This window comes from Streptomyces sp. SUK 48, from assembly GCF_009650765.1.
Lineage (GTDB): Bacteria > Actinomycetota > Actinomycetes > Streptomycetales > Streptomycetaceae > Streptomyces.
This window is the reverse complement of sequence record NZ_CP045740.1, coordinates 7,092,768-7,111,942: the sequence shown is the minus strand read 5'-3', so window position 1 is coordinate 7,111,942 and position 19,175 is coordinate 7,092,768. Positions and strand designations below refer to the sequence as shown.

The 19,175-nt window shown below is 75.3% G+C and carries 17 protein-coding genes; 10 read left to right on the top strand and 7 right to left on the bottom strand.

Going from position 1 to position 19,175, the window contains the following annotated elements; all coding sequences use genetic code 11:
- The first annotated feature begins 320 nt into the window (after positions 1 to 320).
- A complete protein-coding gene (locus tag GHR20_RS31555; protein ID WP_111583648.1) occupies positions 321 to 1,004 on the top strand; it encodes a glycerophosphodiester phosphodiesterase family protein in 684 nt (227 codons plus the stop codon).
- Positions 1,005 to 1,053: 49 nt separating this feature from the next.
- Here GHR20_RS31555 and GHR20_RS31550 read toward each other — a convergent pair whose 3' ends face one another.
- Entirely contained in the window at positions 1,054 to 1,596 is a 543-nt protein-coding gene (locus tag GHR20_RS31550) for a GNAT family N-acetyltransferase (RefSeq protein WP_153815096.1), read from the bottom strand.
- A 72-nt stretch (positions 1,597 to 1,668) separates the two neighbouring features.
- Here GHR20_RS31550 and GHR20_RS31545 point away from each other — a divergent pair, with 72 nt between their 5' ends.
- On the top strand, positions 1,669 to 2,061 hold the full coding sequence (locus GHR20_RS31545; protein WP_148026072.1) for a VOC family protein: 393 nt from the start codon (positions 1,669 to 1,671) through the stop codon (positions 2,059 to 2,061).
- 23 nt (positions 2,062 to 2,084) lie between these two features.
- Here GHR20_RS31545 and GHR20_RS31540 read toward each other — a convergent pair whose 3' ends face one another.
- Positions 2,085 to 2,663, bottom strand: coding sequence for a MarR family transcriptional regulator (locus GHR20_RS31540; protein ID WP_148026073.1), 579 nt, complete (start codon positions 2,661 to 2,663; stop codon positions 2,085 to 2,087).
- Positions 2,660 to 4,324: an FUSC family protein gene (locus GHR20_RS31535; protein WP_153815095.1), complete on the bottom strand. Its 1,665-nt coding sequence runs from the start codon at positions 4,322 to 4,324 to the stop codon at positions 2,660 to 2,662. The genes GHR20_RS31540 and GHR20_RS31535 overlap by 4 nt, the downstream gene beginning before the upstream one ends.
- Positions 4,325 to 4,526: 202 nt before the next feature.
- On the opposite strand from GHR20_RS31535, the gene GHR20_RS31530 reads away from it, so the two are divergent.
- A complete protein-coding gene (locus GHR20_RS31530; protein WP_153815094.1) occupies positions 4,527 to 5,114 on the top strand; it encodes a DUF5134 domain-containing protein in 588 nt (195 codons plus the stop codon).
- Positions 5,115 to 5,200: 86 nt separating this feature from the next.
- Positions 5,201 to 5,830 (top strand): PASTA domain-containing protein, encoded by a 630-nt coding sequence (locus GHR20_RS31525; protein ID WP_153815093.1) that lies wholly within the window; start codon positions 5,201 to 5,203, stop codon positions 5,828 to 5,830.
- A 102-nt stretch (positions 5,831 to 5,932) separates the two neighbouring features.
- Here the strand turns inward: GHR20_RS31525 and GHR20_RS31520 are convergent, their stop codons facing one another.
- Positions 5,933 to 7,369 carry an FAD-dependent monooxygenase gene (locus tag GHR20_RS31520; protein WP_153815092.1) on the bottom strand — a complete coding sequence of 479 codons (1,437 nt, stop codon included), beginning with the start codon at positions 7,367 to 7,369 and terminating at the stop codon, positions 5,933 to 5,935.
- Positions 7,370 to 7,499: 130 nt separating this feature from the next.
- On the opposite strand from GHR20_RS31520, the gene GHR20_RS31515 reads away from it, so the two are divergent.
- The 4 genes from GHR20_RS31515 to GHR20_RS31500 all read left to right on the top strand — a co-directional run bounded on the left by GHR20_RS31515 (position 7,500) and on the right by GHR20_RS31500 (position 11,118).
- Positions 7,500 to 8,465: an Lrp/AsnC family transcriptional regulator gene (locus tag GHR20_RS31515; protein WP_148026078.1), complete on the top strand. Its 966-nt coding sequence runs from the start codon at positions 7,500 to 7,502 to the stop codon at positions 8,463 to 8,465.
- Between the two features lie 111 nt (positions 8,466 to 8,576).
- On the top strand, positions 8,577 to 9,512 hold the full coding sequence (locus GHR20_RS31510; protein WP_153815091.1) for a M56 family metallopeptidase: 936 nt from the start codon (positions 8,577 to 8,579) through the stop codon (positions 9,510 to 9,512).
- Between the two features lie 62 nt (positions 9,513 to 9,574).
- Entirely contained in the window at positions 9,575 to 10,285 is a 711-nt protein-coding gene (locus tag GHR20_RS31505; RefSeq protein WP_153815090.1) for an HAD family hydrolase, read from the top strand.
- A gap of 158 nt (positions 10,286 to 10,443) precedes the next feature.
- Positions 10,444 to 11,118, top strand: coding sequence for a TetR/AcrR family transcriptional regulator (locus tag GHR20_RS31500; RefSeq protein ID WP_153815089.1), 675 nt, complete (start codon positions 10,444 to 10,446; stop codon positions 11,116 to 11,118).
- A 92-nt stretch (positions 11,119 to 11,210) separates the two neighbouring features.
- On the opposite strand, the gene GHR20_RS31495 is transcribed toward GHR20_RS31500, so the two are convergent.
- Positions 11,211 to 11,720 (bottom strand): DUF6214 family protein, encoded by a 510-nt coding sequence (locus GHR20_RS31495; RefSeq protein ID WP_194859156.1) that lies wholly within the window; start codon positions 11,718 to 11,720, stop codon positions 11,211 to 11,213.
- Between the two features lie 194 nt (positions 11,721 to 11,914).
- Here GHR20_RS31495 and GHR20_RS31490 point away from each other — a divergent pair, with 194 nt between their 5' ends.
- Positions 11,915 to 13,252 (top strand): FAD-dependent oxidoreductase, encoded by a 1,338-nt coding sequence (locus tag GHR20_RS31490; RefSeq protein ID WP_153815088.1) that lies wholly within the window; start codon positions 11,915 to 11,917, stop codon positions 13,250 to 13,252.
- A 27-nt stretch (positions 13,253 to 13,279) separates the two neighbouring features.
- Here GHR20_RS31490 and GHR20_RS31485 read toward each other — a convergent pair whose 3' ends face one another.
- Positions 13,280 to 13,636, bottom strand: a complete 357-nt coding sequence (locus tag GHR20_RS31485; protein WP_148026082.1) for a helix-turn-helix domain-containing protein — start codon at positions 13,634 to 13,636, stop codon at positions 13,280 to 13,282.
- A gap of 158 nt (positions 13,637 to 13,794) precedes the next feature.
- Here GHR20_RS31485 and GHR20_RS31480 point away from each other — a divergent pair, with 158 nt between their 5' ends.
- Entirely contained in the window at positions 13,795 to 14,874 is a 1,080-nt protein-coding gene (locus GHR20_RS31480; protein ID WP_153815087.1) for an NADH:flavin oxidoreductase/NADH oxidase, read from the top strand.
- Positions 14,875 to 14,877: 3 nt separating this feature from the next.
- Here the strand turns inward: GHR20_RS31480 and GHR20_RS31475 are convergent, their stop codons facing one another.
- On the bottom strand, positions 14,878 to 18,840 hold the full coding sequence (locus tag GHR20_RS31475) for a cation-translocating P-type ATPase (protein ID WP_153815086.1): 3,963 nt from the start codon (positions 18,838 to 18,840) through the stop codon (positions 14,878 to 14,880).
- Between the last annotated feature and the right edge of the window lie 335 nt (positions 18,841 to 19,175).

The following is a 19,175-nucleotide window of genomic DNA, read 5'->3' as shown; positions in this document are numbered from 1 at the left end:
CAGGAGATTTTTCTGTCTGAAGACATGGTCACCGACATTTTTCCTGCCGTAAACCGTGACGGCGCTCACTTTCGACCGTCGGCCCGGAGAGCCCGGGAGGGGCGGGATTCGGCCTGTCAAGCGCGCGGGGACTCGCCCACGCGTGGGTGATGCCGCGACGGGGTAGCAGCCGGTCACCGCCCGGGGCGCGCCCAGATCGTCCGCGCGCGTGCGGGTTCATCCCGGGTCGGGGCCGTTAGGCTGCGACCTGCCCGCACGGACGACGGCGTCCGCCCGTCGCCGCGCGTGCCGAGCCGCCGTCGACGGAAGCGAGTCGAACCTTGAACTTCCTTACCATCGGTCACCGCGGGGTCATGGGTGTGGAGCCCGAGAACACCCTCCGCTCCTTCGCCGCCGCGCAGCGGGCCGGCCTCGATCTGATCGAACTGGATCTGCATCTCAGCAAGGACGGCGCCCTGGTCGTCATGCACGACGCCGAGGTGGACCGCACGACCGACGGCTCCGGGCCGATCGCCGAGAAGACCCTCGCCGAACTGCGCGCGCTGGACGCGGGGCGCGGGGAGCGGGTGCCGGTGTTCGAGGAGGTCCTGGACGCGGTGGGCACGCCGCTCCAGGCCGAGATCAAGGACGTGGCGGCGGCGCGGGAGCTGGCGCGGGTGATGCTGGAGCGGGATCTGGTCGGGCGGGTGGAGGTGTCCTCGTTCCATGACGAGGCGGTCGCCGAGATCGCCCGGCTGGTGCCCGGGGTGCGCACGGCCCTGATCGCCGGACGCTACGGCCCCGAGGTGGTCGAGCGCGCGGTCGCGGTGGGCGCGCCGACCCTGTGTCTGGACATCCGCCGGATCACCCTGGAGACCGTCGAGCACGCGCGCGCGGCCGGGCTGCGGATCATCGGCTGGACGGTCAACACGCAGGAGCAGCTGCGGCTGGTCCGCGCGCTCGAACTCGACGGCGCCACCACGGACTTCCCGGAGATCAAGCGCACCGGACGGTTCACGGCGTAGGCGGGCGCGGCCCGGGGGCGGCGGCCGTCCGGGCGGGCCCCGCGCCGGTTCAGCCGAGCTTCTTGACCAGCAGCTCGAACTGGAGGTCGGCGCGCTGCGGGATGCCGAAGCGCTCGTCGCCGTAGGGGAACGGGGACATCTGTCCCGTACGGCGGTAGCCGCGGCGCTCGTACCAGGCGATCAGGTCGTCCCGTACGGAGATCACGGTCATGTGCATCTCGCTGATGCCCCATGTCGCGCGGGACTGCCGCTCGGCCTCGGCGATCACGGTCTTGCCGAGGCCCTCCCCCTGGAGGGCGGGGCTGACCGCGAACATGCCGAAGTAGGCGTGGTCGTCGCGGTGTTCGAGCTGGCAGCAGGCGACGATACGACCGTCGCGCTCGACGATGAGCAGCCGGCTGTCCGCGGACTCGATCACCGCGAGGACGCCCTCGGGGTCGGTGCGCTGCCCCTCCAGGATGTCCGCCTCCGTGGTCCACCCGGCCCGGCTGGCGTCGCCGCGGTACGCCGACTCGATCAGCACCACCAGCGCGTCGACGTCGGCGTCGGTGGCGTCTCGGAAGGTGAGGCCGGGGGCGGCGGCGCTGTGCATGGGGGCGGTTCTCCGATCTCGGGCGTGGCTGGGGCTGGGACGAGGGTAACTGTGCCACTAGGCTGCGCGGCCATGGTGCATGTGCTCAGCAGCCGGACACTTCTGCGACCCACCGACCCCGAGCGCAGCCGCGCCTTCTACGGCGAACGGCTGGGCCTTCCCGTCTACCGCGAGTTCGGCACCGGGCCGGAGCGGGGGACGGTGTACTTCCTCGGCGGCGGCTTCCTGGAGATCTCGGGACGCGCCTCGGACCCGCCCTCGCCGGCCGTGGCCTTGTGGATGCAGGTCGAGGACGTGACGGCGGCCTACGACGAACTGCGGGCGAAGGGCGTCGAGATCACCCGGCCGCCGGTGAAGGAGCCGTGGGGGCTGGTCGAGATGTGGCTCACGGACCCGGACGGCACGCGGATCGTCCTGGTGGAGGTGCCGGGGGATCATCCGCTGCGGCACCGGCCCGGGATCTAGGTCCTGTCCGAGGGGCGCCTGCCTCATCCTCCGGCGCGCAGCGCGCCCATCCGGCCCTCGAGGCGGCCGAGCAGCTCCGCCAGCAGGCCGGCCAGGTCGTCGCGTCCGGTCGGTGCCAGGACCGAGAGGACGGCCGTCTCGTAGGCGAGCTGCTCGGGCAGGACCCCGTCGACCAGGTCCCGCCCGGCGTCGGTGAGGCGGACATGGGCCACCCGGCGGTCCCGGGTGTCGCCGCGGCGCTCCACGAGCCCCCGCTCGGTCAGCTGCTTGATCCGCTTGGTGACGGCAGCCCCGGAGGAGAACGTCTCCCGGGCCAGCTCGCCCGGCGTCAGCTCGTGCCCGGTGCGGCGCAGCGCGCCGAGCAGGTCGAACTCGGGGCGGCTGAGCCCGGCCCGGCGCAACGGCGCGTCCTCGGCCTGCTGGAGCAGCGCCGCGCACCGGTTGATCCGCCCGATGACCTCCATCGGGCCGGTGTCCAGGTCGGGATGGACGGCCCGCCACTGCCGTACGACCGCGGCGACCGTGTCGGCCGTGGACGCCTCGCGCCGCGCCGCCGTGCCGCTCGCGTCCCCGGCTGCCGGTGTGCCGTTCGTCGCCGTCATGGCCGTATGTCCTCCGTCGTCGTACCCGGGTCGTGCTGACGCGGCGCGAGCCCCTGGCGTCGTACCGTCGCCGCGAGCGTACGGTGTCCGGACTGTTCGGCGAGCACGACCCGGTCCTCGGGCAGGGCGCGCTGCCACCATTCCCCGGCCGCGGCGTCGGCGGTGGCGCGCAGGTCGACCAGGGCGGTGGTGAGCCCGCGGCGGGCCCCGTCCAGGGCGCGGGGCTCCGGGTGCGCCTCGGCCAGCAGCCGGGCGGCGTTCTCGCGGGCGCGTTCCGCCTCGGTCAGCGCCCGTTCCAGGCGGTCGCCGGCGCGCCGGTTGGTGACGGCGATGGCGGCGACGAAGCCGACCAGCGCCCCGACGAGGGTGTCCACGACCCGGTCGGTCATCAGCTCGGTGGCGTCCTGGGTGCGGGCGAACTCGGTGACGAGCAGGGCCATCGGGGTGACGCAGATGCTGCCGAGCCAGTAGTTGCGGCCCATCAGCGCCTCCGCGCCGAAGTTCAGGGCGACGCAGCACAGCACCAGGGCCACCGCGTTCAGGTGGGCGAGCGGGGCGAGGGCGGCGAAGGCGAGGACGCCGAGGACGTTGCCGACGACGCGCTGGACGCCCCGGCTCCAGGTGAGGGTGACGTTCGCCTGATAGATGGAGGCCGCGGTGACCAGGGCCCAGTAGGGGCGGCCGACGCCGAGGGCGAGGGAGGCGTACCCGGCGAGGGCGCAGCCGAGGGCGGTGCGGGCGGCGAGGGGGGCGAGCGGCGCGAGGCGGTGGCGCAGGGCGGGGCGCGGCTGGGCCAGTTCGGTGTCCAGGCCGAGCAGTTCGTCCGCGTGCTCGCCGGGGATGTCGAGGCGGAGGGTGCGGCGCGGGCCGCGCAGCTCGCGGGCCCAGGCGCGCAGCCGTGCCGGGTCGCTGTCGGCGGGGGCGGCGAGGGCGACCTCGGCGCGGACGAGGAGCCGTTCCAGGGCGCGCCGGGTGGCGTCGGTGCGGTCGCCGACGGCGAGCAGCGACTGCCAGGCGGCGTGGAGGGCGGCGGCGCTCGCGGCGCGGGCGGGGGCGTGTCCCGCGCCGGTGCCGCGGGTGTCGGCGTAGGCGGCGGTGGCGTTCAGGGCGGCCGCGGTGGCCCGGCGCTCGGGGCCGTGCGGGCGCACCAGTCCGGGTGCCATGGCGACCAGCCAGGACCAGGCGCCGGCCGCGAGGGCGAGCCCGAGATGGCCCGGCACCTGGCCGAGGGTCTGGGGCGCGAACAGGGAGGCGGAGCTGATGAAGGTGAAGATCACATTGGCCGGCGGGCCGATCCGGGTGGCGTCGCACACGGCCTTCTGGACGGCCGCGAGCAGGGCGCCGACGGTCACGAGGAGGGCGGCGTCGGAGGTGAGCGAGGCCGTGACCAGGGCGACGGCGACACCGGCGACCATGCCGAGCACCACTCCGGCCAGGGCCCGGGCCCGGGCGGCGTAGGGCCGGTTGTGGCCGTAGAGGGCGCACAGCGATCCGGCCATCGTGTACATGGCGAGGTCGAGGCGGCCGAGCGCCAGCAGGATCAGGTTGGGCGGGGCGACCGCGGCGACCGCGCTCAGGGCGGGCTTGAACCAGATGTCCGAGGGGCGGCCGAGGCGGAGTATCCCGGCGAGGGGAAGACGGTGACGGGTCGCGCTGCTCATTCATCGAATTTAGCATGTGTTTTATCTGTAAAACACATGTCGCGATGACTGTCCCGTCACACCGCCGCGCCGGGCGCGACGCCCCGGTGCCCACCCCGTCGTGCCCCCGCCGGCGCTCCCGTGCACCCCCCTGCGCCCGCATGCGCCCCGCCCCGGCTGGGCATCGCATCCCTCGACCGACCGTCGAGCGGGGGAGGTGCCCGTGCACGGATCCGTGTCGGCCGCCTGGCTGCTGGTCGCGCTGTGCGCGGCCACCGGGGCCTACTGTCTGCTGCGGATGCGCAGCGCCGTCGAGGAGCAGCGCCGGTCCGCCGGCGGTGAGGCGCTGATGGGCTTCGGGATGGCCGCGATGGCGGTGCCCGCGGCGGCGTTCACCCCGCCGGGCTGGGCCTGGCCCATGTACGCGGCCGTCTTCGGCCTGGCCGCGCTGCGCGCCCTGTGGGCCGCGCGCCGCGACCGGCATCATCTGCACCACCTGGTGGGCGCCGGGGCGATGGCCTACATGGCGGCCGCGATGGCCCTGGCCCCGCCCGCCGCCCACTCCATGGCGGGCATGGCGGGCATGTCCATGGAGGGCGTGCACGGCGGCACCGGGGTCCCCGCCGTGACCGGCGTCCTGCTCCTGTACTTCACGGGCTACGTCCTGCTGTCCGGCGCCCGCCTGGTCCCGGCCGCCGTCATCGTCGGCGGCCCGCCGCCGCCCGACCGCTGGGGCGACCGCCCGGAACTGGCCCTCGCCTGCCGGCTGTCGATGGCGATCGGGATGGTGGCCATGCTGCTGACGATGTGAGTCCCGGGCGCACCGGGGGCGTTCACGTTCTCTTCACGCATGGTCTAGCGTGTCCGGTCTGCCGTCGTCTCACCCGGGGGGGATTCATGCGCAACCGCGTCATCAGCGCCGTCCTGCTCTGCGCCGCGGTCGGGCTGACCGCCTGTCAGCCGACCGACAGCGCTTCCGATGGAAGCAACTCCGGTACGAAGCCTGGCGGTTCGGCGTCCAAGGGCGGCACGTCGGCGGGCGCGGCGCCGAAGACCGTACGGAACTTCGTCGGGATGGGCCTCCAGTCCGCGCAGGACGCCGCACAGGCCGACGGCTTCTTCTCGCTGACGTCGCACGACGCGCTCGGCCGTGACCGGATGCAGGCCCTCGACCGGAACTGGAAGGTGTGCTCCCAGAACGTGGCCGCGGGCAGGTCGGTGTCGTCGCGCACGACGCTGGACTTCGGCGCGGTGAAGCTGGCGGAGACCTGCCCCGGGACGGACCAGAAGGAGCCGACCGTCCAGGGCGGCAAAATGCCCGACTTCAAGGGCAAGTCCGTGAAGGCGGTGCGCGCGGCCCTGGACTCGGGGACGTCGATCACGGTCAAGGACGCCTCCGCGGACGGCCGTTGGATTCTGGTGGAGAGCAACTGGCAGGTCTGCGCGCAGACCCCGGCCGCGGGCAGCGCGCTGCGCGGGCAGCCGGTCACGCTCACCGCGGTCAAGTTCGGCGAGAGCTGCCCGTAGCCGGACCGGCGGTGCCCCGCCGCCCGCCGGAGCGAGGGCGGGACGCCGCCTCGGCGTCCCGCGGGGCCGCCGCTCCGCTCACCCGCGGGGCCGCCGCTCCGCTCAGCGGGGCGCGCCGAACCAGTGGGCGAGCGCCGCCTCCAGGCCGTCCGCGCCCGCCCAGCACACATAGCCGTCCGGCCGGATGAGCATCGGCTCGACGCCGGCGCCCTTGCCCGCCCGGTCCACCCGGTGCGACCAGGGACCGGCGGCCTCGGCGAACGCGTCGTCCGGGTCCAGCAGGACCCCGCGCCCGGACCGCAGCAGTTCATGTATCCGGGCCGGTCCGAGATCCAGGTCCGGTACGGGCCGGCCGACGAGCGGATGCGACTCGGTGCCCGGCATCGGGTAGCGGACGGCCATCCCGGACATCAGGTCGCCGAGATAGCCCTGGGCCTGTGGGAGCCGGGCCATCTCCGCGAAGATCTCCCGGGCGGCCAGCACCTGGGGATCGCGGGTGCCCGCCCAGTCCATCAGCAGGCTCTGGGCCCGGACGTTGCGCAGTACGGCGGCCCCGGCCGGATGCCGTTCCGCGTGGTACGTGTCGAGCAGGTTCCCCGGCGCCCAGCCGCGCACGGCGGCGCCGAGCTTCCAGCCGAGGTTGAGCGCGTCCTGCATCCCGGTGTTCATGCCCTGCGCGCCGAGCGGAAGATGGACATGGGCGGCGTCGCCCGCGAGGAACACCCGCCCGTGCCGGTACTGCTCGACCTGGCGTGAGGCGTTGGTGATACGGCGGGCGTAGCACAGTTCGAGCAGTTCCACCCCCGTGCCGAACACGGTGCGCAGACCCTCGCGGATCTCGTCCTCGGTGACCGGGGTCTCCCTGGGCAGCGAGCGGCCCGGCCCGCCGAGGACCAGCCGGCGCAGCCGCCTGCCCTGCCGGTCGGTGCCGAGCGGGAACAGGGCCGCCCAGTGCCCGTCCTCGGCCCAGGTGTGCGCGGTGGCGGGGTCGGTGCCGCCCAGCCGCACATCGGCGGCGACGATCGTCAACGTACCCGCCTCGCCGGGGAATTCGGCCCGCAGCAGCGACCGTACGGTGCTGTGGGCTCCGTCGGCCGCGACCAGGTAGCGGGAGCGGAGGGCGGTGCCGTCGGCGAAGCTCGCGGTGACCCCGTCGTCGTCCTGGGCGAGGCCGACCAGTTCGTGGTCCCTGCGGGCACGCAGGCCGTGGGCGGCGAGATGTCCCTCGAAGAACTCCTCGATCACCACCTGCGGCACGGACCGCCAGGGCAGATAGTGGCGGTCGGGCTGGAGCGGGAGCGGAATCCCGGCGAAGTGGCCGGTGCCGGCGGGGTGGTCCCCGGTGGCCAGCAGGGGTTCCAGCAGCCCCCGCTGGTCGAGCGCCTCCAGGGTGCGGGACTGCACACCGCCCGCCCTGGACAGCTCGCTGCGCCGCGCGAGCCGGTCGACCAGTACGGTCGAAACCCCGGCCAGCAGCAGCTCGTTGGCCAGTGTCATGCCGGTCGGGCCGGCGCCGATGATGAGCACATCGGTGTCCACGGGCTCTCCTTCGTCTGTGTCGGTCCCGTCCATGGCGATCGGGACAGGGGCAACGCTGCGCCGATCGAGCGGCCCGGACCAGAAACCGGACCGATCGTGCCGATATCCGGCACGGACTAGCCTTGAACCGGTGGAATCCGAATACGACGAGCTGGACCGCCGGCTCGTGCACGCCCTGCAGATCGACGGCCGTGCGCCGTTCAGCGCGATCGCCGAGGTGCTCGGCGTCTCGGATCGCACCATCGCCCGCCGCTACGCCCGATTACGGTCGGCCAGGGCGGTCCGCGTGCTCGGCGGGGTCGATCCCACCGCGCTCGGCGCCGTCCTGTGGTTCCTGCGGGTGCGCTGCGCGCCCGCAGCGTCCCTCCCGGTCGCCGAGGCGCTGGCCGGGCGCCCCGACACCTCCTGGGTGAGCCTCAACTCCGGTGGCACCGAGATCACGTGCGTGGTGCGCACCGAGAGCGAGGCGGACAGCGAGGCACTGCTGCTGGCCAAACTCCCCCGCACCCCGCGGGTGGAGGGCGTGACCGCGCACTCCGTGCTGCACGCCTTCTACGGCGGCCCGGACAACCTGGTCGGAAAGCTCGGGTGGCTGGACGCGGAGGCGGCCGAGCGGCTGCGCCCGCCCCCGGTGCCTCACCGGCCGGGACCGGTACGGCTCGACGACGGCGACCGCAAGCTCCTCGCCCTGCTCGCCGCCGACGGCCGGGCCGGGCTCGAACAGCTGGCCGCGGCGACCGGCTGGTCGCCGACGACGGTCCGGCGCCGGATGACGGAACTGCGCGGACACGGCGTGCTCTATCTTGACCTCGACGTCGACTGGCGCGTGTTCGGCGGGCACGCCCGGACCCTGCTCTGGCTCTCGGTCGCCCCCGCCCACCTGGAGGAGACGGGCCGGGCACTGGCCGAGCACCCGGAGATCGCGTTCGCCGCGGCCACCACCGGCCCGACCAATCTGTACGCGAGCGTGGTGTGCGCGAACCAGCGGGAGCTGTACCGGTACCTGACCACCCGTATCGCCGCGCTCCCGGCCATCACCCACCTGGAATCGGCGCCGGTGATCAGGACCGTCAAGCAGGCGGCGAACCGGCCGTAGCGAAAGCGGCGCGGCGCCATGACGGGACGGGCGGCCGGGGCGCGTTGCCTGCGTCACTTCGGGGTGACGGACCGTACCGCCGGGCGGTCCCGCGCTCATAGGGTGCTGCCCATGATGGTCCCGGTGGCCCTGTTACTGCTCGGCGCTCTCACCGCCGTCCTCGGTCCGCGCCTGCTCGCCCGCGCCGACTGGCCGGACCGCGAACCGGTCGTCGCCCTGTGGGCGTGGCAGTGCGTCGTGGCGGCCGTGCTGCTGTGCTGCGCGCTGTCGATGACGCTGAGCGCCGCCGCGGCCTGGGCGCCGGTGCGCGGGCAGGTGTTCGCGCGGGCGCCGCGCGCGGTCGTGGACGCCTACGCCCTCGGTACCGCGAGCCCCTGGGCGGCCACCACCGCCGTACTGCTGGCCTGCGCCGGGCTGTGGAGCGCGGCCATGCTGGTGCGGGAGGTCGTACGGTCCGGTGCGCGACGGCGGACGCGGCGGGCCGAACTCCTCGTGCGGGCGCCGCTGTTGCCCGGCGAGGAGCCGGGAGCGGGGCGGCTCGTGGTGCTGGAGGACGGGCGCCCGGACGCCTGGTGGCTCGCCGGTGCGGCGCCCCGGCTGGTCGTCACCACGGCCGCGTTGCGGCGCCTGAAGGAGCGTCAGCTGGACGCGCTGCTGGCCCATGAGCGGGGGCACGCGCGGGCGCGGCACGACTGGCTGCTGCACTGCTCGGCGGCGCTCGCGCGCGGATTCCCCCAGGTGCCGGTGTTCGCCGCGTTCCAGGGCGAGATGCACCGGCTGGTGGAGCTGGCCGCCGACGACACCGCCTCGCGGCGCTTCGGCCGGCTGACGACCGCGCTCGCCCTGGTCCAACTCAACGAGGAGCGGGGCGTGTTCGGACCCACTCCCACCCCCGAGGCGCATGTGCCGCAGCGGGTGGACCGGCTGCTCACCTCACCCGCCCGGCTCCCCGCCCTGCACCGGCTGCGGCTCACGGCGGTCGCCGCGCTGGTACCGGCGCTCCCGGTGCTGCTGGCCCTGGTACCGGGACTGCGGGCCCTTGGCTGAGTACGGTCTCGACCGATCCTGGCTCAACTCCTGTGCGAAGACGTCCGGATAAGGTCCCCCGCATGACTGCCGTGCTGTTCGACTTCTCCGGGACGCTGTTCCGCGTCGAGTCCACCGAGTCCTGGCTGCGTGCGGTGCTGGACGAGACCGGACGGGACCTTCCCGAACCGCAAGTGAAAGAGGCGGCACGGGCGTTGGAGGCGGCGGGCGCGCTGCCGGGCGGGGCGGCGCCGGTGCGGGTGCCCGGGGAACTGGCCGGGCTGTGGGCGCGCCGGGATGAGAGCGCGGAGCTGCACCGGGCGGCGTTCACGGGGATGTCCCGGCGGGTGCCGCTGCCCGATCCGGACCTGCACGACGCGCTCTACGCCCGGCACATGTCCCCCGCCGCCTGGACCCCTTACCCGGACGCCCCGGCGGTGCTGCGCGCCCTGCGCGAGCGCGGGGTCGGCGTGGCGGTGGTCAGCAACATCGGCTGGGACCCGCGTCCGGTCTTCCGCGCGCACGGCCTCGACCCGTTCGTGGCCGCGTACGCGCTGTCGTACGAGCACGGGGTGCAGAAGCCGGACCCGCGGCTGTTCGCGGTCGCCTGTGCGGCGCTCGGTGCCGATCCCCGGCGGACGCTGATGGTCGGCGACAGCAGGGAGGCGGACGGGGGCGCGGCGGCGCTCGGCTGCCGGGTGCACTTCGTGGACCATCTGCCGGCTTCCGACCGCCCGAACGCGCTGCTGCCGGTTCTCGGACTGGTCCCGGGCCACGCCTCCGACCTGGCCTGACCGCCTTCCGGCCCCTTTCGCCGACGGCCGAGGCGGGCGTACCGTCCGCCGAGGTGATCCCCCGCGTCACCCCGGCAGACGGCAGCTCGAACCGGACCCGTGGGTTCCGGCTGCGTTGAGTATAGTTGGCTGGCAGCCAGTCAACGCAGGAGTCCAGCATGTCCCCGCGCAGCGCCTCGGTCAATGAAGAGTTGCGAAGGCGTTCCCGGGAGCGGCTGCTCCAGGCCGCCGTGGAGCTGGTGGACGAGCGGGGCTTCGACGCCACGACGCTCGGCGACATCGCGGACCGCGCCGGTTCCGCCCGCGGTCTGGTGTCGTACTACTTTCCCGGCAAGCGCCAGCTGGTGCAGTCCGCCGTGCACCGGCTGATGCACCGCACGCTGGAGGAGGCGCTGGAGCGGGAGCCGCGCAGCGAGGACGGCCGGGAGCGGCTGGCCCGTGCCGTCGACGCGATCCTCGGGCTGGCCCGCGACCGGCCGGTGCTGATGCGCCAGCACATGGCGGGGCTGCTCCAGGCCGAGGGTTTCGTGGAGTGCCCGGAGCAGCGGCGGCTGTCGGAGCTGCTCGGCGACACCGTGGCCCGGTACGGCGCCGCGGAGGTGACGGCCGGCTATCCGATGCTGCGGGCCCAGCTGATGGGCGCGGTGTACGCGGCGCTGGTCCCGGGCGTGCCCATGCCCGTCCCCGCGCTGCGCGCCGAGCTGTTCCGGCGCTACGGGCTCGACTGGGAGCTCGGGGTGCCGCCGGAGCGGGAGCGGGACGCCGGGTGCGGGAGCGCGGAGCGCGATCTGTCGCGGTTCTTCGCGACCGGGGAGCGCCCGGAGGGAGCGTAGCGGACGCGGGGGGGACCCGGAGGCGCCCCAGGGGACGCGGCGGATCGCGCGGAGGGGAGCCCGGAGGGGTCCCAGGGGACGCCGGGGGGCGTCTACCGGCGGGCGTGCCGGGGTGTCAGCAGGCCCGCGTCCCTGGCCTGGGCGATCAGGCCGAGCGTGCGGCGGCGGCCGTGGCCGGTCGCCCGCATCACGGCGAGCACCGGGTCGGCGCCCGCCTGCTGCGCCGCGCGGTACTCCCGGGCGAGCAGCAGCCGGCCCTCGGTCCCGCGCGGCCAGGCCGGACGGGCCCGCCGCCGGGCCGCGCGCGAGGCGCCGGGACCGGTGTCGCCGTCGTGCGCGTCCGGGACCCGCGAACCGTCCGCGGCCCGCTCCCCCGCCCAGAACGCCTCCAGGAGCGGCTCCTCGATCCAGTCCGCGAGGACGCTGAGGTCGTCCAGGGAGAGGGCGGGGCGGGCCCGGATCTCCTCGACCCGGACGCTGCCCCCGTCGCTCACGACGGCCAGGGCGTCCACCCCGGCGCCGTCGGGGAAGTCCAGCCGGACGTACAGCCAGGACAGGGCGCCGCCGTACTCGCGCACCTCCCACGCGGGCCACACGGACAGCGCGCCGTCCTCCGCGTTCCGCTCGGAAAGATCAAGAAAGGATGCTTCGAGCACCTGCGCAACGTATCCGCGCGCGCACCCTCCATACGGTGGGACACGCGCCCGCGTCACCCGGCGGGCTCTGCCCTCGTCGCCTCGCCGGTGGGACCCTGGAGGCGTCCGCGCACTCTCCTTTCGCCGTCAGGAGTACCGCCGTGCTGCGAGTCGCCGTCGTCGGATCCGGACCGAGCGGGTGCTACACCGCCCAGCAGCTCGTCCAGCGGGACCCCGAGGTGCGTGTGGACGTGCTGGACCGGCTGCCGTGCCCCTACGGCCTGGTCCGGTACGGCGTCGCCCCGGACCACGAGAAGATCAAGTCGCTCCAGACGAGCCTGCGGACGGTCCTGGAGCACGAGCGGGTGCGCTTCCTCGGCGGGGTGCGGGTGGGCGGCCCCGACGGGGTGCCGGTCAAGGTGCTGCGCGGGCTGTACGACGCGGTGGTGTACTGCGTGGGCGCCGCCACCGACCGCCGTCTCGGCGTCCGGGGCGAGGAGCTGCCGGGCTGCTGGTCGGCGACCGAGTTCGTGGCCTGGTACAGCGCGCACCCGGACGCGGCCGACGCGGGTTACCTGCGGGACGTGCGCTCGGCGGTGGTGATCGGCGCGGGCAATGTGGCGGTGGACGTCACCCGGATGCTGATGCGCGACGCGGCCGAGCTGCGCCCGACGGACATGCCGCAGGGGGCGCTGGACGCGCTGGCGGACAGCGGGGTCCGCGAGGTGCGGATGGTGGCGCGGCGCGGCCCCGCGCAGGCCCGCTTCACCACCAAGGAGCTGCGCGAGCTGGGCACCCTGCCCGGCACCCGGGTCGTCGTGGAACCGGGCGATCTGGCGCTCGACCCGGCCGACCCCGAGACGCTGCCCGCGGTGCAGCGGCGCAATCTGGAGGTGCTGCGCGGCTGGGCGGAGCAGCCCCCGTCGACGGCCGCCGACCGGCACATCCGGCTGCGCTTCCATCTGCGCCCCGTGGAACTGCTCGCGGACGGCGGCCGGGTGGGCGCGGTCCGCTTCGAGCGCACGGTGCCGGACGGGCGGGGCGGGGTGACGGGGACGGGGCGGTACGAGGAGATGCCGGCGCAGCTGGTGCTGCGCTCGGTGGGCTACCGGGGGGTGCCGCTCGAGGGGCTGCCGTTCGACGAGCCGAGCGGCACGGTGCCGCACGCGGCGGGGCGGGTGGTGCGGGACGGCGCGGCCTCGCCCGGGGAGTACGTCGCCGGGTGGATCAAGCGGGGCCCGTCGGGCGTGATCGGCACCAACCGGCCCTGCGCCAAGGAGACGGTGACCTCGCTGCTCGCGGACGCCCCCGCTCTGGCGCGCTCGGAGGGGCCCGAGGACGCGGTCCCGGCGCTGCTGGCGGCCGGGGTCGAGCCGGTGGTCTGGGACGGCTGGCTGGCGATCGAGCGGGCGGAGGCCGAGCTGGGCGCGCGCCTCGGCCGGGGCGTGGTCAAGCTGGCCGACTGGGACACCCTGCTGGCGGTGGCCCGGACGTCGTAGTCCCGCCGGGGCCCCCGCCCGGCACGCTCAGGCGTCGTCGCCGAGGCGGGCGTGCTGGCCGTTCGCGGCGGCGAGGAGGGCGTCGAGCAGGCCGGGGAAGAGGTCGTCGAGGTCGTCCCGGCGCAGGCCGCTCACCTTGGCCGTGCCCCGGTAGCACTGCCGGATGACGCCGCTCTCGCGCAGCACCCGGAAGTGGTGCGTGGTGGTGGACTTGGTGACCGGCAGGTCGAAGCGCGAGCAGGACAACTCGTCGGCGGCCGTGGAGAGTTCGCGGACGATGCGCAGCCGTACCGGGTCGGACAGCGCGTGCAGCACGGTCTCCAGTCGGATCTCCGCCCGGTCGGGGTGCGGCAGCACCCGGCCGGGGGCGGCGGTCTCGGTCACGGCGGCCCACCTTCATCGCTTGCGTCAGGGGGACTTCCGCGTCCCCGGGGAACTCCCGCGTACCCGCATTGTACGAGACTCGTCGTAGTTTGACATCTCTCGTAGTACGAGGTTTATCGTACAAGCAGACCTGCGGTCCGTGACGAATGGAGTCTGTCGTGAGCGTGCTGTTCGAACCCGTCACCCTGCGCGAGGTGACCATCCCCAACCGGGTGTGGATGGCCCCGATGTGCCAGTACTCGGCCGAGCCCGCCGGGCCGCTCACCGGCGCCCCGGACGACTGGCACCTCGCGCACTACGGGGCACGGGCCACCGGTGGCACCGGTCTGATCGTGGTGGAGGCCACCGCGGTCTCCCCCGAGGGCCGGATCTCCCCCTACGACCTCGGCCTGTGGAACGACACCCAGGTGGAGGCGTTCCGCCGGATCACCCGCTTCCTCTCGGCCCAGGGCACGGTGCCGGGCGTGCAGCTCGCGCACAGCGGCCGCAAGGCATCGACCGAGCGGCCCTGGAAGGGCGGCGCGCCGATCGACCCGGAGGGCCACGGCTGGCAGCCCCTCGCCCCGAGCCCGCTGCCCTTCACCGAAGGCCACCCGGCCCCAACGGAGTTGACGGTCGATCAGATCAAGGAGATCACCGGGCAGTTCAGGGAGGCCGCGCGCCGGGCCCTGGAGGCGGGCTTCGAGGTCGTGGAGATCCACGGCGCCCACGGCTACCTGGTCCACGGGTTCCTCTCCCCGCACTCCAACCACCGCACCGACGCCTACGGCGGCTCGTACGAGAACCGCGTCCGCTTCGCGCTGGAGGTCGTGGACGCCGTACGGGAGGTGTGGCCCGCGGACAAGCCGCTGTTCTTCCGCGTCTCCGCCACCGACTGGCTGGAGGAGGGCGGCTGGACCGCGGACGACACGGTCCGCCTCGCCCGCGATCTGCGCGCCCACGGCGTCGACCTCCTCGACGTCTCCACCGGCGGCAACGCCTCCGGCGTCCGCATCCCGGTCGAGCCCGGCTACCAGGTCCCGTTCGCCGCCCGGGTGAAGGCCGAGACCGGCCTTCCGGTCGCGGCCGTCGGCCTGATCACCGAGGCCGAGCAGGCCCAGAAGATCGTGGCGAACGGCGAGGCCGACGCCGTCCTGCTCGGCCGCGAGCTGCTGCGCGACCCCTCCTGGGCCCGGCACACGGCACGGGAGCTGGGCGGCGACGTACGGGTGCCGGAGCAGTACCTGCGCTCGGTGTGAGCCTCAGTCGGGCAGGAGCCGGACGACCGTCTCCTCCAGGCGGGGCAGCGCGCGCTGTCCCGCCAGGGCGAGGGCGATGGCGACGGCCACCCCGGCCCAGGCGAGCGGCCCGAGCGGGGTGCAGCCGAACGCGCGGCTGAGCACCGGGGTCTGGACGACGGCGACGAGCACCGCGGCCGAGCCCAGCGAGGTGATCTGCACCAGCCGGCTGTCGCGCCGGTCCAGGAGGGTCTGCACCAGCTGGGTGCCGACCACCCCGCACAGCGCCATGGTGCTGGAGCGGCGGGCGGTGCCCGGGGTGAAGCGGCCGATCAGCCAGGCGGTGAGCGCGCCCAGGCAGGTGGTCAGCGCCCGGTGCCTGATCTGCCGCAGCAGCGGGTCGCCCAGCACCCCGGCGGCCTCCTCGACATGGGCGAGGTCCGCCTCGCCCTCCTTCTCCGTGACGGCGACCGCCATCGACGGGAACAGGTCGGTGAACAGGTTCACCATCAGCATCTGCCGGGTGGACAGCGGCGCCCGCCCGGACACCAGGGTGCCGATCAGGCCGAAGCCGACCTCGCCCGCGTTGCCGCCGATGAGGATGGCGATGGCGTCGGCGACGCTGTGCCACAGGGCGCGGCCCTCGCCGACCGCGTCGATCAGGACCGTGAGGTCGTCGGCGGTGAGCACGATGTCGGCGGCGTTGCGGGCGGCGGCCGAGCCGCGCGCGCTGATGCCCACCCCGATGTCGGCGGCGCGGATGGCCGCGGCGTCGTTGGCGCCGTCGCCGACCATGCCGACCACCCGGCCCGCGTCCCGCAGCGCCTCCACGACCTGGAGCTTCTGCTCGGGCGCCACCCGGGCCACCACCCCCGCGTCGCGCAGCATCCGGGCCCGCGCCGCCCGGTCGGCGGCGGCCAGTTCGTCACCGGTGACCACCACGGTGTCCTGCGGCCAGCCCAGTTCGGCGGCGATGGCGCGCGCGGTCTGCGGATGGTCGCCGGTGAGCACGACAGGTCGTACGCCCGCCTCCAGCAGCCCCTTCACCAGCGCCGTGGAGGTGTCGCGGGGCACGTCGGACAGCGCCAGCACTCCGGTGAACTCCAGTTCCTGGAGCGGCTGTTCGAGTACGGCGGCCTCGTCCTCCCCGCCGTCGAGGCGCCGTTCGGCCACCGCCAGGACGCGCAGTCCCGAACCGGCCAGCTCCTGGGCCGCGTCGGCGGCGCTCGCCGGCAGGCCGGTGCAGGCGGGCAGCACGGTCTCGGGGGCGCCCTTGACCACGAGGACCCGGGAGCCGTCCCCGGTGCGTCCCACGGCGGCCGCGTAGCCCCGGGCGGCCTCGAAGGGCACCCCGGCGAGCTGGGTCCAGTCGGGATCGGGGCGGGCCGCGTCCAGGACGGCCTCGTCGGTGGCGTGCACCGGCCGCTCGGAGCCGCCGTTGGAGCGGGGGCAGGCCCGGGCGGCGGCCCGAACGGTGTCAGCGGACCCGGCGGCGGCCACGGCGCGTACGGTGCCCTCGGCGTCGGAGACCCGCACCAGGCGCAGCCGGTTCTCGGTGAGGGTGCCGGTCTTGTCGAAGCAGATGGTGTCCATCCGGCCGAGCGCCTCCAGGGTGCGCGGGGTGCGCACCAGGACGCCGCCGCGGCTGAGCCGGCGGGCCGCGGCCAGCTGGGCGACGGTGGCCACCAGGGGCAGCCCCTCCGGTACGGCGGCCACCGCGACCGCCACGCCACCGCTGACCGCCTCGCGGATCGGGGTGCCGCGCAGCAGCGCGAGACCGGTCACCGCGGCGCCGCCCGCCAGGGTCAACGGCAGTGCCTTGCGGGTGAGTTCCTGGAGCCGGGCCTGGACACCGGCGGCGGGCGGGGTGCGCGCGGCGAGGTGCACGGCGCGGGCGGCCTCGGTGTGCTCGCCGGTGTCGACCACGACGGCACGGGCCTCGCCCGCCACCACGGTCGTGCCCTCGAAGACCATGCAGCTGCGGTCGGCGACCGGGGCGTGCGGGGTGGGGTCGGTGTCCTTCTCCACCGGCAGCGACTCGCCGGTCAGCGCGGACTCGTCGACCTCCAGGCCCTCCTGCCACAGCAGCCGGGCGTCGGCGGGCACCACGTCGTCGCCCTTGAGCTGGATCACATCGCCCGGCGTGAGCTTGCCCGCCTCCACGGTGCGGGTGCCGCCGGCCGGTGCCTCCTCCTCCGTGGGCACCACGCGCGCCTTGCGCTTCTGGTCCGCGACCAGGCCGGACAACGCCCGCTCGGCGCGCAGCCGTTGGACCCCGCCGACCAGGGCGTTCAGATCGAGGGCGCCGACCACGAGCAGGGCGTCCACCGCCGAGCCGAGGATCGCGGAGGCGGCCGAGCCGACCGCGAGGACCGGGGTCAGCGGGTCGTGCAGCTCGCCTCGGACCGCCTGGCCGAGCTGGTAGGACCAGCGCACGGGGGCGACCAGCGGATTCCGGGAGACCCCGTCGGCCGCCTCGCGCAGCCCCTCGGCCAGCGCGCCCAGCGGCGTGCTCTCCGCGCCGGGCCGGTGCGCGAGCCGGTCCCTGGCCTGGTCCGGGTCCAGCTCGTGCCAGTGCACCCGGGGACGGGGGTGCGGGGCGCGGGCCACCGCCACGCCGAGCGCGGCGCGCATCCCGGACAGCAGGGCCAGGGCGGCGCCCGCGTCGACGGGCGCGTGCCGCAGCCCCGGCAGCAGGGCGAACCTCCCCCGGCCCCCCTTGGCCTCACCGACGGCCACGAGGAGCCCGGACAGCGCCGCGCCGGAGCGGGCCAGGGTCTGGGACCGGCCGCCGACCACGCGGGCGGCCGGGATCGCGATCAGCACCCGCCACACGTCGGGCAGCCCGTGCAGGGCCAGCAGGTCCGCGCCCCACACCACCGCGCCGTCCCGGTCGGTGAGAGCCACGGCGACATCGCTGGCGCGCAGCGCGGCCAGGATGTCGCTGTCCCCGGCCGAGCGCACCCGGGCGACCGTGAGCACGGTCCGCGTCTCGCCGCGCGCCTCGTGGACGACGTCGTCCAGCGGCCGGCGGGCGTCCACGACCTGGTCGGCGAGGCCGGTGAAGTCCTCCAGGGCGGGATCGTCCACCAGCACCACCCGCAGCCCGGCCCGGCGGGCGGCGTCCAGCACGGGTTCGGCCCACGGGTCCGCCTCGCCGTCCGCGCCGCGCAGCGCTCCGGCGTGCAGGACGACGGTCCCGGCCAGGTCCAGCCGGCGCAGCCGCTCCGGGTCGCGCACCAGCACGCCGGTCCGGGACAGGGCGGCGCTGAGCACGGCGTGGAAGGCGGCGGGACCGTAGCGGGCGGCCTTCGGGGAGCCGGCGAGGACCGCCTCGGCCGCCTCCGTGCCGTCGTGCTTGACCAGCAGGGTGGCCGCGGCGCCCAGCACGCTTCCGGCCGAGGCGTGGGCGGCGTACTCCTGGGCGGGCGACTCGCGCAGCGGCGGCCGGGGCTCGCCGCCGGGGGCGAGGCTGACGCGGTCGGGGACGCACAGGTCGTCGTGCACCGTGTCGAAGGCGGCGGCACGGGCCACGGTCTCGGCGACCTGGCAGGCGCGCAGGGTGCCGTCGAGCAGCAGCGACGCGGGGGTCTGCCCGGCGCCGTGCGCGACCGCGTTCGCGGTGGCCAGCACCAGGTCCATCCGGTCGGGGCCCAGGCGGGCGCGCAGCCAGGCACGGAACCGCGGGTTCTCCCGCAGCAGCGTCACCACGGCGGTCAGCAGCCGGGGCGAGGGCGGCAGCCGCAGCGCGTACCCGGTCACCGCGACGGCGGTGCCCAGCACGTCGACCCCGAACGTCGCCACCGCCGTGCGCACCCCCGCGGGGTCGGCCGGGTGGGTGGTCTCCTCCACGTCCCCGGCGGCCAGCTCGAACCCGTGCCGGGCGGCGAGCCGGGCGGCGTGCTCGACCACCTCGTCGGTGGCCTCCTCCTCGGTCGCGCTCACGACGAGCCGGGCGAGGCCGTCGTCCCAGTAGGCGAAGAGCACGTCGGGGCGGTCGGCGAGGGTCCGGGCGATACGGCGGCCGATGTGGGGGGTGGGGTGGGGAGGCGGGGGCTTTGGAGTGGGCGGGGGTTCGGGGGGCGGGGGCGCGGTCGCGGGCGGTGTGCCGTCCGTGGGGCCGGTGGCGGGCTCGGCGGCGGGTGCGGTGGTCTCGCCCGACGCGGGCTCGGGGGTGGGGCCTGCGGGCCGGGCGCGGGGGCGGCGGGGCGGAGGGCCAAGTGGGCGCGGGTGCCGGAACGCCAGTGGTCGCCGGAGCCGGGGAGGGCGTTGCGGGCGACGCGGGCGACCTGTACGGCGGCGTCCGCGCCGCGCACACCGGC